Below are 13,124 nucleotides of genomic sequence, written 5' to 3'. Positions count from 1 at the left end.
GGACTAATCGCGGCGCTTCCGAACGCCCGGGTATGGCTGACGACGACGAGGAATCCGAGGAAGCGCCCGCCGTCGAACTCGGCGAGGGCGAGTCCGTCGAGGGCGCGCCGCTCGCCCGCGTCGCATCGCGGCTCACCTGGCCCAAGGAGCGAAGCGAGATCGAACGCCAGGAGGGCGACGCCGTCATCCGGACGCCCGACGGCCCGACGGCGCTCGCGGACGTGCTCCCCGAGACGTCGACGACGTACTTCGACCGCCGCCAGCAGTTCGTCGACGAGGTAGAGTCCGTCGTCGGCACCGGCCCCGTCGCCACCGCCGACGAGTGACGTGAACGTCGACGCCGTCCGCCGGTACGCGGTCGACCTCTCCTGGGTACAGAAGTCGCTGCTGACCGGAGCCGTGCTCACGGTCATCTGGATGTACACCGTCGAACCGGGCATCGACAAGCGGGTCGTCCGGGACACCCTCATCTTCATCGTGGGGCCGCTCGCGCTCGGCCTCTCGCACGGCCGGCGGATCGGCTGGCGCGTCGACAGGAAGGCGCTCCGCAACACCCTCCTGCTCGCGCTGTTCGTCCTCCCCTTCTACCTCGTGGGGTCGTCGCTCCCCTCGATCCGGACGTTCTACCCGATATGGGAGACAAGCACCGCGCCCGCCGAGTTCATCCCCCACGCGATCAAACTGTTCACGCTGGCGCTGGCCGCCGAGACGTACTACCGCGGCCTGCTCTGTGTCGGCGTCCGCGAGATCGGGTTCAAGAGCGTGTTCATCAGCCCGCTCGTCTACGCCCTGCACCACTTCCACAAGCCCCCCATCGAGTTCGTCCTCTCCGGGCCGACCGACGTGCTGTTCGGCGCGGTCGACTACGAGAGCAACTCCCTCCTCCCCTCCGTCGTCGCCCACGGCGCGGGGCTGGTCCTGCTGGACTGGCTCGTGCTCTACCCGCCGCTGATCCCGACCGAGACGGTCGTGCAGTGGCTCCGCTGGGTGCCGCTCCCGCTGTGAGTCGCCCGCCGTTCGCCGGTGGGGTTTAGAGGGACCCGTCCGAACCACAGTTCATGAGCCTGCCGTTCGACCCGGCCGAGCTAGACCCCGAGGAGTACGGCGAGGAGCGCGCGACCCTGGAGATGGACCACGACGAGGCCGTCGAGCACGTCCGCGAGACGTTCACCGACGCCGGCTTCGGGATCCCCGTGGAGTTCTCGCCGTCGGAACTGCTCAACGAGAAGGTCGACGCCGACCGCGACCCCTACTACGTCCTCGGCGCGTGCAACCCCGAGATGGCCGACCGCGCGCTGGACGAGACGCTCCGGATCGGCGGCCTGTTCCCCTGCAACGTGATCGTCTGGGAGGCGGAACCGGGCGTCCAGCAGGTGTACCACGTCAGCATCATGCGGATCGCCCGGCTGCTCGGGATGGCCCCCGACAACGAGGCGTGGGCGGACATCGTCGCGGACACGGGCGAACTCGTCGACGAGGCGTTCGGGGACCTCTAACTCGCCGGCTCACCCGTCGTCCGGCCGCGGCAGGTCGGTGTTTGCGGGGCCGTCGAGCATTTCCCCCTCGTAGGTGAACCGCGAGCCGTGACACGGGCAGTCCCACGTCTTCTCCCCGTCGTTCCACTCCAGCAGGCAGCCCATGTGCGGACAGACCGCGGAGACGCGGTGGTCCTCGCCGTCCGCGTCGCGGTACGTGCCGACGACCCGGCCGCCGTCGCGCGACACGACGGCATCGCCGGGCGACAGCGTGACGACGCCGGTCAGTGGCTTCGTCGTCCAGTCACCGACGAACTCGCGCGCCACGTCCGCGTTCTCCGACAGCAGTTCCCGCCCGGCCGCCGCGAGGTCGAGCCGCGTCGGGTCGAACACGTCCGCCCAGGGGCTCTCGCCGTCGACGATGAGGTCCGAGAGGAGCATGCCGGCGACCGTCCCGCCGGTCATCCCCCAACCGCCGAAGCCGGTGGCGACGTAGAGGCCGTCGGTCCCCGGCCCGAGTCGCCCGACGAAGGGGACGCGGTCCGCGGTGCGGTAGTCCTGCGTCGACCAGCGGTAGGCAAACTCCGCGACGTCGAACCGCTCGCGGGCCTCGCGGGCGAGTTCGCGGTAGCGGTCGGCGGTGCTGCCGCCCTGCCCCGTCTTGTGGTTCTGCCCCCCGATGAACGCGAACTCGCCGTCGTCGCCGTCGTAGGTCCGGACCGAGAAGTACGGCTCCTCGTCGCGGTAGTGCATCCCCTCGGGGAGGGGCTCGTTCAGGCGAGCGGCCAGCACGTACGACCGCTTCGGGTACTGGCGGGCGAAGTACCCCGCGCGGTCGAACGCCGGGAAGTGCGTGGCGACCACGACGTCGTCCGCGCGGACGGTGCCGCGGTCGGTCTCCACGCGGCACGGGTCCCCGTCCGACACGTCCGTGACGCGGGTCCGCTCGAACACGTCGCTCCCGTCGCCCGGCAGGTCGTCGACCAGGGAAAGGAGGTACTTGCGGGGGTGGAACTGCGCCTGGTCGTCGAAGCGGACCGCACACTCGACGTCGTACGGGAGCGGCGTCCCCTCGACGAACTCGGCCGCCAGCCCGGCGCGCCTCGCCGCGACGGCCTCCCGGCGGACCTTCCGGCGCTTCGACTCGTCGGCGACGTACGTGTACGCGGGCTGTCGCTGGAAGTCGCAGTCGATCCCCCGGTCCGAGACGCGCGCTGCGATGTCCTCGATCGCCGCCTCGTTCGCCTCGGCGTACAACCGGGCGGTCCGGGCGTCGAAGGTCGACCGCAGGTGGTCGTAGATCAGCCCGTGCTGGGCCGTGACCTTCGCCGTCGTGTGGCCGGTGACGGCCTCGACGACGCGGTCGGCTTCGAGCAGGGCGACCGACCGGCCGGCCTCCCGCAGGTGCGTCGCGGTCGTGATCCCGGCGATACCGCCGCCCACGACGGCGGCGTCGACCCGCAGGTCGCCGTCGAGCGGGTCGAAGTCGGTCGCCGGCGTCGTGTCGAGCCACAGCGACCGCGGCTCGCCGGGGAGCGGTTCGAGCGCGTCTGCCTCGTCTCCCGTGTCCATTGGAACCCCCGATGGCGGAGCATCGGCTCCACGGTGAGTGCCACGGGAGGCCGGATAAGCGTCGGCCTCAGAAGTCCGACAGCGTCGCCTGCAGGCCGGCGACCATCTCCGACTTGCGCCGGAGCGCGCCCAGCGAGACGGGGAGTTGCTCGGCGACCGCCGAGACGGCGGCGTGGAACGTCTCGGCCTCGCCGTGGCCGCCGTCGAACGCGTTACGAACGCTCTCTCGGACCTGCCAGACGCCGACGGGGGCCCAGTAGTCGTCCGACACCTCGCGGAGCACGAGACACTTGGCCTGCCGGCCGATCGACTCCAGGTGTTCCAGCACGCCGAGCCGCGAGGCGTAGTACGCTCCCGCGGTCTCGTCGACGTAGCCGGTGCGGCCCTCGAACCCCTCCGCGGCGCTGGCCATCCACACGTCGCCCTCCGGGTCGGGGTTCCAGATGCTGCCCGGGGCTTTCATCTCGACGAGTTCGAACTCCCACTGGCCGGGGGCGAGGACGACCCAGTAGCGGTTCCCCATGTACTCGTTCTCCCAGACCTGCGGCGTGTCGATGCTCGGCGCGTTGCGGATGCGACCCCGGAGGTACTGGCCGACGGTGTCGTCGACGGCGGTGATCGACCACCGCGTCGGGACGAGCCGCCGGTTCTCGCCGCGGCCGAGCGCGCCGGCCGAGAGGATCGTGTTGATCTCGTACACGTCGAAGCCGCGGCGGTAGAGGTAGGTCATCGCCCCCTGGGCCTGCCAGTCGTCGTCCTCCAGCGTCTTCTTCACCGGCCGTGGGACGTGGGGGTTCTCGGTGAGGTCGACCGACTCCGCGCTGGCGTTGGGGCCGGTCGGGGTCGCCACGCCCTCGCCCACGTCGAAGTCGATCTCCGGGCGGTCGTCGAGGCCGATCTCCACGTCGACCGGGCGGTCGGCGATGGCGACCTCGCGCTGGGTGCCGACGAAGCCGTCCCACACGTCGTCGACGTCGACCTTCGAGCGGCGGCGGGAGTTGAGCAGGTTGGTGCGGCGCTGGAACACGTCGTCGATGCCGTAGCGCTGGCTGTACCAGTCGGCGTCGGTGACGAAGTCCGCGGCCTCCGTCTCGTGGCCGACCGGCGAGAGCAGGCCGGTCGAGACGCTCGGGTAGTTCGAGCGGCCGACGAAGATCGAGGGGGCGGTGCTCCCGAACAGCGCGTCGCCCTGCACCGTCTCCTCGAACTGGGACTCGAACTCCTCCAGGTAGTCGGTGATCTCGTAGGACTTCTCCCGGGCGAGTTGCCGCTTGCGCGCGCCCTCGTCGGGTTCCAAGTCCTCGATGAACTCGTCGAGCCGCATTCGACGGGCGTAGGGGACCGGCGACTATGAATCTTCGTTTGCGAGCAGGCGGCGCGTCCCGGGCGCGGGGCGGGTGCGCCGCACAACCGCGAACCGCCCCGCGTCAGCGGTCAGAGCACGGCGCCGCTGGCCGCGCAATCGGTGATAAACGTTCGGTCCACCTGCGGGTGGGCGGTCGCTCGGAGGCGGGAGAACCGCGAGAAGAGGGGGCGTTAGCTGTGGATGCCCATCGCTTCGATCTGCTCCTGGTAGCGGTTCCGGATGGTGACCTCGGTCACCTGCGCGACGTCTGCGACCTCGCGCTGGGTCTTCTTCTCGTTACACAGCAGCGACGCGGCGTAGATCGCCGCGGCGGCGTAGCCGGTCGGGGACTTCCCCGACAGCAGGCCCTCCTCGGCGGTGGTCTCGATTATCTCGTTTGCCTTGGTCTGGACTTCCTCGCTGAGTTCGAGTTCGGAACAGAACCGGGGAACGTACTTCTTGGGGTCGACGGGTTTCATCTCGAGGCCGAGCTCCTGCGAGATGTATCGATACGTGCGGCCGATCTCCTTCCGTTCGACGCGGGAGACCTCCGAGATCTCCTCTAAGCTTCGGGGGATCCCTTCCTTGCGACACGCGGCGTACAGCGCGCTGGTGGCGACGCCCTCGATGGAGCGTCCGCGGATCAGGTCCTCCTTGAGCGCGCGCCGGTAGATGACGCTTGCGACCTCCCGGACCGAGCGCGGCACACCGAGGGCGCTCGCCATCCGGTCGATCTCGCTCAGAGCGAACTGCAGGTTCCGCTCGCCCGCGTCCTTCGTTCGAATGCGTTCCTGCCACTTTCGCAGCCGGTGCATCTGGCTGCGCTTCTTCGAGGAGATAGAGCGTCCGTAGGCGTCCTTGTCTTTCCAGTCGATCGTCGTCGTCAGTCCCTTGTCGTGCATCGTCTGTGTCGTCGGCGCGCCGACGCGGGACTTCTCCTGACGTTCCTGGTGGTTGAACGCCCGCCACTCCGGACCCGGATCGATCTTCTCCTCCTCGACGACGAGGCCGCAGTCCTCGCAGACGAGTTCTCCCCTGTCGGAGCTTTTGACGAGGTTCTCGGACTCGCACTCGGGGCACTCCCGTACCCCCTCTTGCTCCTCGGACTCCTCCGTCTCAAGCTCGCGCTCCCGCTGGCGGGTGGACCGTGTCATCGCACTTTTATAGTAGTATGACCAACCAACTTAAACCCTCGGTAAGAATCTTATGGTCGCTGCGAGGTCAGAAACCGGCTGCCCGTGCGAACCGCAGGACTGCGACGCGGTTCCGGGACGGCTCGACGCCCGGACCGCAACCGTTAAATTCGAGATCGCTTCACCTACGCTCAATGCCGGTCATCGAGTGCGACGTGGCGGCCGCGAGGGAAAAACTGCTCGACGCGGGCGCGGACGTCGACGCCGGAAACACCGATCACGAGCGCTGGCGGGCCTCTCGCGGCGACGCGACCGCGGTCGCGTACGACGGCAAGGTCGTCGTACAGGGGTCGGACCCGAGCGACATCGAGGCCGTCCTGCGCGAGGGCGGCGGTCGCGCGCACGTCTACTCCGACGGGGCGAGCCGCGGCAACCCCGGCCCCGCCGCGGTGGGGTGGGTCATCGTCACGAGCGACGGCATCGTCGCGGAGGGCAACGAGACCATCGGCGAGACGACGAACAACCGCGCGGAGTACGAGGGGCTGATCCGTGCGCTGGAGGCGGCCGGGGAGTACGGGTACGACGTGGTCGACGTGCGCATCGACGCCGAACTCGTCGTCAAGCAGGTCCGCGGTGAGTGGGACACGAACGACCCCGACCTGCGCGAGCGCCGGGTCACCGTCCGCGAACTGCTCGACCGGTTCGACGACTGGTCGCTCCAGCACGTTCCGCGGGAGGTAAACGAGCGAGCGGACGAACTGGCAAACGAGGCGCTCGACGATGCCTGAACTCCCCGAGGACGTGGCCGAGGAGGCCGAACGGCTGACCCGCCTCGCGCGCGAGGCGGTCGACGAGCAGGAGGCGGCGGCGTACCGACGCGACCGCGACCGACGGCTCGCCGAACACGACTTCCGCGCGCGGGTCCGCGAGGACGACGCCAGGGCCGTGCTCGTGCTCCACCCCGACGAGTGGGTCGAGGACGGCACGATCCGGCCCGGCGAGGTCGATGACACCGACCGCGCCGCGGAGATCCCGCTCGACGGGCCGGGCGACCCGGACGACTGGGAGTCCGTCGAGGCACACAACGCCGAACTGGTCGAGCGCGTCCGCGAGGACCACGGCGAGGTGCACGCGGCGAACGTCCGCGCGTTCGCGGACTTCATGGGCAACCACTACGCCCGGCCGCTGGACTCGGCGACCGGCGACGAGGTGCGGGAGTTCCTCCGCGACTACTACCCGCGCAACGCGTGGCCGAGCGACGAGCAGCGCGAGGTCGTGGAGCGGTCGCTCCGCTACGCGTTCGACGCCGCCGAAAAACGGGTGCCCGGTTTCTAGAGCTGGTCGTCGACGAGCTCGCGGACCGTGTCAGCGCGCTCGTCGTCGGTGACGACCTTCGACAGCGTCCAGTTGAGCTGGTCGAGGACGGCCTCGTGGCCGTCGTCGGTCAGCTCGTACTGGTTGGTTCGCTTGTCGAGTTCGCTCTTCTCGACGAGGCCCATCTCGACGAGCTCGTCGAGGTTGGGGTACAGCCGCCCGTGGTTCACCTCGTCGCCGTAGTACTCCTCGAGGTCGCGTTTGATCGCGAGGCCGTACCGTGGCTCCTCGGAGAGGATCACGAGGATGTTCTGCTGAAACGCGGTCAGGTCGCGAACGATGCCCGGTTCGCCGGAAACTGTTTGTGCCTCTGACATGGTTTCGATAATGTCACACAGCTATTTAACACTTCTTGACTGGTATCCCCCGGTCACGCCGGCGCTGCGGCTGTGGCGACCCGGGGGATTGCCTGTGGAAGTTCAGGGGGCGCGTGCCCGGATCGGCCCCGCGAACGGTCCATCGGGAGCCATGCGGTGAGGTCGAAAGTACTTTTTGGTCGCCCGTCCGATTCGCGGTCGCATGACGAACCTCTGGGAAGATCTGGAGACCGGACCGAACCCGCCGGAAGAGATCTACGCCGTCGTGGAGTGTCTCAAGGGCGAGCGCAACAAGTACGAGTACGACAAGGACGTCCCGGGCGTCGTCCTCGACCGCGTCCTCCACAGCAACGTCCACTACCCCTCCGACTACGGGTTCATCCCGCAGTCGTACTACGACGACGAGGACCCATTCGACGTGCTCGTGCTCGTCGAGGACCAGACGTTCCCCGGCTGTGTCATCGAGGCCCGCCCCGTCGCACTGATGAAGATGGACGACGACGGCGAGCAGGACGACAAGGTCATCGCCGTCCCGACGGAGGACCCCCGCTACGACCACATCGAGGACATCGAGGACATCCCCCAGCAGCAACTCGACGAGATAGACGAGTTCTTCGCGACGTACAAGAACCTGGAGGAGGGCAAGGAAGTCGAGACCCAGGGCTGGGAGGACAAGGCGGCCGCGAAGGAGGCCATCGAGCACGCGATGGACCTCTACGAGGAGAACTTCTAGGCCGGCGGGCGCGGTTTTTCACTCGGCGGTGTCGAGCCCGAGCAGTTCGTTCACCAGACAGCGCCGGGCGACGCCCGAGGCGAGCATCCCCGCGCCGAACAGCGCCACCGCCGCGCCGACGAGCGGCCGCTCCAGGGCCAGCGCGACGGCCGTGCCGACGAAGACGAGCACCGACCCGAGGCCGATCCGTGCGAGTCGGTCCGTGCCGCCGACGTTCCGGTCGAACATGGGCGGCGCTTGGGCCGTTCGGCACAAAATACGTTCGAGTTATGCGGCGGCGAACGGCGATGTATTATGATTATGGGTAATCTTTTGGGGGCGAGGTCGCTACTAGCACACGCAATGGCCACCACGAGCGACCCCGACGCGCCCGCGGTCACGGACGAGACGGAGTGCCGGACCGGCGGTGCGGTCGGCATGAACCACACGACCGTCGTCCCCCGGAACTTCGACCGCGAGACGACGGACTGCCCACGGTGCGGCCGGCCCCTCGGCGAGCACGAGTAGCTACCGCTCGGCCGGTCTGTCCGGAGCGCCGCGGTCGACCGAGCGCACCGCAACCCCCTCTATCTCGAAGCGCGCGCCGCCCCCCTCGCTCTCCGCGACCGAGACATTCCAGCCGTGCCCACCGGCGATCCGTTCGACGATGGCCAGACCGAACCCCGTCCCGTCCTCCGCCGTCGTGTGCCCGCTGTCGAACACCTGCCCGCGTTCGGATTCCGGGATCCCCCGCCCGTCGTCCGCGACGTAGAACCCCGTTCCCGACGGGAGGACACCCACGGTGACCGTGATGGGTTCGTCCGGCGCACCGTGTTCGACCGCGTTGCGGAACAGGTTCTCCAGCAGCCGGACCAGCCGCGGCCGGTCGGCGTCGACCGTGGCGTCGTCCGCCACGCGGAGCCGCCCGTCCCCGGTGTCGACGTCCCCCCACGCGGCCTCCGCGACGGCCCGCAGGTCCACCGGCATCGGGTCGGCGACCTCGCCGCCGTCCCGGGCGAGCGCGAGCACGTCCTCGACGATGGCCTCCATCCGGTCAAGCGCCTCCTCGACACCGTCGAGGTGCGAGACGTCCCCGGACTCGCGGGCCAGCCCGACGTACCCGTCCGCGACGTTCAGCGGGTTGCGGAGGTCGTGGGAGACGATGTTCGCGAACTCGTCCAGTTGCTCGTTTCGCCGCCGGAGTTCGGCCTCGCGCCGTTCCCGCTCCGTGACGTCGCGGACGAGGAACAGCCAGCCGACGTGCCGGTCCCGCCCGTCCTCGATGGTGGAGGCCTCGACGGCGTAGTGTCGGTCCTCGAACTCGAACTCGTTCGCCCGGTCCTCGCCGGTCTCGACGGCGCGACGGAAGAGGTCGCGGAACTTCGGCATGCCCGACAGCACTTCCTCGGCGTCCCGGCCGACGACGTCGGGACCGGTGCCCGTCCGGTCGGCTAGGTCCCGCCCGGCGGGGTTCGCATCGACGATCCGGCCGTCCCGGTCGACGACGTAGACGGCGTCCTCGACGGTGTCCAGGACGCGCTCCCGGGCGATCGGCATGAGGTCGATCAGTTCGTACCGCGTTATCGCGACGGTGAAAAGCAGGTTCGCGGCGAGAAAGCCGATCGGCGTGGTGTCGAACGGCACCACGTCCAACAGGTTCGGCAGGTTCGCGAAGGCGGGCGACAGCACGGCGGCAGTCAGCACGAGCACCTGCCCCCGGTAGAGGCTCCGGGACCGGAACACCATCTCGAACACGAACACGGCGACGAACAGCGTGACGGCGTAGGAGTAGAGCACGTGCGCCCAGAACGCGGGCCCCCACTCCACCGCGACCCCGGTGGGTGCCGACGGCGCGGGTGCGATCGAGGCGAAGAACACGTCGCCGGGGTTGGCGAACGCGAGCGCGACCACCAGCAGGGGGTGGACCGCGAGGAGGGCGACCGTACGGCGCGTGATCAGGTGCGCCCGGCCGGTGTATTCGAGCGCGAACAGGGCTATCGACGCGACGGCGGCGACGACGCCGACGTACAGGGCCCTGTTGAGAAGGACGGACGTTGCGTAATTGTTCGAGACAGTCGCCAGGAAGAGCGACCCGGACCACCACGCGCCGCCCGCGATGCTCCCCAGGAGCGGCAGCGCGCCGCGCTCCTCGCGGTGCCGCCACACGACGTACCCCAGCGTGACGGTCGTCACCGTCGCGACGGCGTACACCGCCCGAACGGTCCCCACGCCGATCGTCATGGTCGTGTATTTGTATCCGATCCGATAAAACTTCAGTGGCTACTGCGGGCGGTTTCCCCGCCAGCCGGCAAGTCGTGTCGCTATCGGGAGCCGGCGGAACTCGCCACTGAAAAGAAGGTTCTTATGCCCGTGCATTGGTACAACTGGTATGGGCCTCTTCGACAGGATACGCGGTGACGACGCCCCGCGCGTCGCCTTCTTCGGCATCGACGGCGTGCCGTACAGCATGCTCTCGGACCACTTCGACGAGTTCGAGAACCTCGCTGCGCTCGCCGACGAGGGCAGCGCCGGCCCCATCGACAGCATCGTGCCGCCCGAATCGAGCGCCTGCTGGCCGAGCCTCACGACCGGGAAGAACCCCGGCGAAACCGGCGTGTACGGCTTCCAGGACCGCGAGGTCGGCTCCTACGACACGTACGTCCCGATGGGCCGGGACGTGCAGGCAGACCGCGTCTGGGACCGCGTGCAGGCGGACGGCCGGGACGCCACCGTGATGAACGTCCCCGTCACGTTCCCGCCCCAGCGCAACGTCCAGCGGATGGTCTCGGGCTTCCTCTCGCCGGCAATCGACAAGGCCGCCTACCCGGACGACCTCGCGGAGTACCTCCAGGGGATCGACTACAAGATCGACGCCAACGCGAAACTGGGCCACGACGAGGACAAGTCCGCGTTCATCGAGAACGCCCACGAGACCCTCGACGCGCGCTTCGAGGCGTTCAAACACTACATCGAGCAGGACGACTGGGACCTGTTTTTCGGCGTCTTCATGACGACCGACCGGGTGAACCACTTCCTGTACAAACACTACGAGCGCGACGGCGAGTACAAGCAGGAGTTCCTCGAGTTCTACCGCAAGCTGGACGACTACCTCGGTCAGCTCCGCGGGATGCTCGCCGACGACGTGACGATGATGGTCGCCAGCGACCACGGCTTCACGAGCCTCGACTACGAGGTCCACTTCAACGAGTGGCTCGAACAGGAGGGCTGGCTCGAGTACGCGGACGACGACCACGAGGAACTCGGCGACATCGCCGACGACACGAAGGCGTACTCGCTGATCCCCGGCCGCTTCTACATCAACCTCGAAGGGCGCGAGCCGCGGGGCAGCGTCCCCGAGGACGAGTACGAGGCGGTCCGGGATGAGCTAAAGGAGAAACTGGAGTCGCTCGAGGGTCCCGACGGCAACCCCGTCGCCGACCGCGTCGTCGAGAAGGAGGCCGCGTTCCGCGGCGACCACGACGACATCGCCCCGGACTTGACGGTGATCCCCAACTACGGCTTCGACCTGAAAGCCGGCTTCAAGGGCCACGACGCGGTGTTCGACACCGGCCCGCGCAACGGGATGCACAGCTTCGACAACGCGACGCTGTTCGTCGACGACCCCGACGCCACCATCAGCGAGGTCGACCTGTTCGACCTCACGCCGACCATCCTCGACCTGATGGACGTCGACTACGACCGCGGCGAGTTCGACGGCGCGAGCATCGTCTAAGCCGACTCGCCGGCGGCCGAGGCGAACGCCTCGTTTAGGTGGTCGATCGCCGCCCACCGGTACCCGTCCGGGACGAACACGAACGGGATCGCCCCCTCGAACGCCCGGCTCCCGTACAGCCCCGTCTCGGCGACCGACCGCGTCGAGTCGCGGTGGGCGATCGGGATGTCCATCAGTTCCCCGGGCTCGTACTCCGGCACGTACGACCGCTCGATCCACACCTCGTGGACCGGCAGGTCCAGCGCCGCCGCCAGATCGGCCTCCAGCGCGTCGGCGTCGTCGAGCAGCCACGCAGAGAACGCGGCCATGTCGTCGGTCGCGTCGACCGACTCGCCGTAGCCGACGCGGTGTTTCCAGCACGACTCCGGGAACCGCCGCGACCGGAACCGGTCGTGCAGGTCCGCGAGGGTCGAGTCCGGGTGTTCGCGGGCCGCCGCCCGGATCCGCTCCATCGCGTAGTAGTCGTCGACGTACCCGTCGAGCACCTTGTCGGCGGTGATCGGCCGCTCGTCGGCCAGCGCGACGAACTCGTCGAGCAGTTCCCGCAGGAGGACGTTCGCGTACACCGACTTGTGGTGCTGGGTGACCCACATGTACAGCGCGACCCGCCCTTCGAGGTAGTTGCCTATCGTCGACAGCGCCTTGTCCCGCAGCGCCAGCCCGGCATCCGGCACGGCGGTGTACGCGTCGATCATGCGCTCGGTGTCGACGCTCAGCACCTCCGCGCCCGTCATCCGGCTGTCGCGGATGATGTAGTCCAGCCTGTCGACGTCGATGGGCGAGTGGAGCACCTCGGCGGCGACCCCGAAGTGGCGGTCGCCCTCGCGCTCGTAGGTCAGGCTGTAGCCGAGCACGTACGCACACACCTCGTAGGGGTCGACGCCGAGGTCCCGGAGGGCGTCGGCGTACTTCCGCAGGATCACGACGCAGCCGAGCAGTTCGTGCGGGCTGGCGCGCCGGAACGGCCCGCCGGGCACCCCGACGGCGAGCCCGGCGTCCTCGAACGCGCCGACGAGGCCGGCGTCGGCCAGCCGGTCCCGGAGGGCCGTGGCGTCGAGGTGGTGCTCGCCCAGATGCGAGAGCGGCGGGTGGCCGACGTCGTGCAGCAGCGCCGCGCACTTCAGCGTGGCCTCGACGGTGTCCAGATGCGCCTCGGACGCGCCGCGGGCGAAGCGGCGCTGCGAGCGGAGGCTCCGGAACACCCGCTTTGCCAGCGCGAACACGCCCAGCGCGTGTTCGAACCGGGAGTGGTTCGCGCCCGGGTACACCAGGTACGTCGCCGATAGCTGGCGGACGTGGCGCTGGCGCTGGAACGACGGCGTATCGACGATGCGCTCGACTATCGGTTCGGCGACCTCGACGTACCCGTGTACCGGGTCCTTGAACTGTTTGCTCGACATCTGGGACCTCCGGCCGCGCCCGGCGTGAGAACGTACACGCTCCGCGACCGACCGCTATTTCCC

General features: G+C 68.9%; 15 protein-coding genes. 8 read left to right on the top strand and 7 right to left on the bottom strand.

Features of this window, described 5'->3' with window-relative positions; all coding sequences use genetic code 11:
* The first annotated feature begins 32 nt into the window (after positions 1-32).
* The 3 genes from EYW40_RS01450 to EYW40_RS01440 all read left to right on the top strand — a co-directional run bounded on the left by EYW40_RS01450 (position 33) and on the right by EYW40_RS01440 (position 1,496).
* Complete coding sequence (locus EYW40_RS01450) at positions 33-326, top strand: DUF5789 family protein (protein WP_135819846.1); 294 nt, start codon at positions 33-35, stop codon at positions 324-326.
* A 91-nt stretch (positions 327-417) separates the two neighbouring features.
* Positions 418-1,005: a CPBP family intramembrane glutamic endopeptidase gene (locus EYW40_RS01445; protein WP_135820604.1), complete on the top strand. Its 588-nt coding sequence runs from the start codon at positions 418-420 to the stop codon at positions 1,003-1,005.
* Positions 1,006-1,058: 53 nt separating this feature from the next.
* Complete coding sequence (locus EYW40_RS01440) at positions 1,059-1,496, top strand: DUF302 domain-containing protein (protein ID WP_135819845.1); 438 nt, start codon at positions 1,059-1,061, stop codon at positions 1,494-1,496.
* A gap of 9 nt (positions 1,497-1,505) precedes the next feature.
* Here the strand turns inward: EYW40_RS01440 and EYW40_RS01435 are convergent, their stop codons facing one another.
* The 3 genes from EYW40_RS01435 to EYW40_RS01425 form a co-directional block, all read right to left on the bottom strand.
* Positions 1,506-3,047, bottom strand: a complete 1,542-nt coding sequence (locus EYW40_RS01435) for an FAD-dependent oxidoreductase (protein ID WP_135819844.1) — start codon at positions 3,045-3,047, stop codon at positions 1,506-1,508.
* Between the two features lie 67 nt (positions 3,048-3,114).
* Complete coding sequence (nreA, locus tag EYW40_RS01430) at positions 3,115-4,371, bottom strand: DNA repair protein NreA (protein WP_135819843.1); 1,257 nt, start codon at positions 4,369-4,371, stop codon at positions 3,115-3,117.
* A 212-nt stretch (positions 4,372-4,583) separates the two neighbouring features.
* On the bottom strand, positions 4,584-5,546 hold the full coding sequence (locus EYW40_RS01425; protein WP_121817701.1) for a transcription initiation factor IIB: 963 nt from the start codon (positions 5,544-5,546) through the stop codon (positions 4,584-4,586).
* A 173-nt stretch (positions 5,547-5,719) separates the two neighbouring features.
* Here EYW40_RS01425 and rnhA point away from each other — a divergent pair, with 173 nt between their 5' ends.
* Both rnhA and EYW40_RS01415 read left to right on the top strand, forming a co-directional pair.
* Positions 5,720-6,313 (top strand): ribonuclease HI, encoded by a 594-nt coding sequence (rnhA, locus tag EYW40_RS01420; protein ID WP_135819842.1) that lies wholly within the window; start codon positions 5,720-5,722, stop codon positions 6,311-6,313.
* Entirely contained in the window at positions 6,306-6,860 is a 555-nt protein-coding gene (locus tag EYW40_RS01415; RefSeq protein ID WP_135819841.1) for a DUF7108 family protein, read from the top strand. The genes rnhA and EYW40_RS01415 overlap by 8 nt, the downstream gene beginning before the upstream one ends.
* Here the strand turns inward: EYW40_RS01415 and EYW40_RS01410 are convergent.
* A complete protein-coding gene (locus EYW40_RS01410; RefSeq protein WP_135819840.1) occupies positions 6,857-7,216 on the bottom strand; it encodes a PadR family transcriptional regulator in 360 nt (119 codons plus the stop codon). The two genes, EYW40_RS01415 and EYW40_RS01410, sit on opposite strands and share 4 nt — an antisense overlap.
* A gap of 202 nt (positions 7,217-7,418) precedes the next feature.
* Here EYW40_RS01410 and EYW40_RS01405 point away from each other — a divergent pair, with 202 nt between their 5' ends.
* Positions 7,419-7,949 (top strand): inorganic diphosphatase, encoded by a 531-nt coding sequence (locus EYW40_RS01405; protein WP_121822201.1) that lies wholly within the window; start codon positions 7,419-7,421, stop codon positions 7,947-7,949.
* Between the two features lie 18 nt (positions 7,950-7,967).
* On the opposite strand, the gene EYW40_RS01400 is transcribed toward EYW40_RS01405, so the two are convergent.
* Complete coding sequence (locus EYW40_RS01400) at positions 7,968-8,177, bottom strand: YgaP family membrane protein (protein WP_135819839.1); 210 nt, start codon at positions 8,175-8,177, stop codon at positions 7,968-7,970.
* 114 nt (positions 8,178-8,291) lie between these two features.
* Here EYW40_RS01400 and EYW40_RS19480 point away from each other — a divergent pair, with 114 nt between their 5' ends.
* The gene (locus tag EYW40_RS19480) at positions 8,292-8,456 is read left to right on the top strand and encodes a hypothetical protein (RefSeq protein ID WP_161973145.1); all 165 of its coding nucleotides are present in this window, start codon (positions 8,292-8,294) and stop codon (positions 8,454-8,456) included.
* On the opposite strand, the gene EYW40_RS01395 is transcribed toward EYW40_RS19480, so the two are convergent.
* Complete coding sequence (locus tag EYW40_RS01395; RefSeq protein WP_135819838.1) at positions 8,457-10,169, bottom strand: sensor histidine kinase; 1,713 nt, start codon at positions 10,167-10,169, stop codon at positions 8,457-8,459.
* A 148-nt stretch (positions 10,170-10,317) separates the two neighbouring features.
* Between EYW40_RS01395 and EYW40_RS01390 the strand changes: the two genes are divergently transcribed.
* Positions 10,318-11,661, top strand: coding sequence for an alkaline phosphatase family protein (locus EYW40_RS01390; protein ID WP_135819837.1), 1,344 nt, complete (start codon positions 10,318-10,320; stop codon positions 11,659-11,661).
* On the opposite strand, the gene EYW40_RS01385 is transcribed toward EYW40_RS01390, so the two are convergent.
* Positions 11,658-13,061 carry an HD domain-containing protein gene (locus EYW40_RS01385; RefSeq protein WP_135819836.1) on the bottom strand — a complete coding sequence of 468 codons (1,404 nt, stop codon included), beginning with the start codon at positions 13,059-13,061 and terminating at the stop codon, positions 11,658-11,660. The genes EYW40_RS01390 and EYW40_RS01385 overlap by 4 nt on opposite strands.
* Between the last annotated feature and the right edge of the window lie 63 nt (positions 13,062-13,124).

It is taken from the genome of Halostella litorea, assembly GCF_004785955.1.
Lineage (GTDB): Archaea > Halobacteriota > Halobacteria > Halobacteriales > Natronoarchaeaceae > Halostella > Halostella litorea.
The sequence above is the reverse complement of the archived record's forward strand: the minus strand, read 5'-3'. Positions and strand labels throughout refer to the sequence as shown.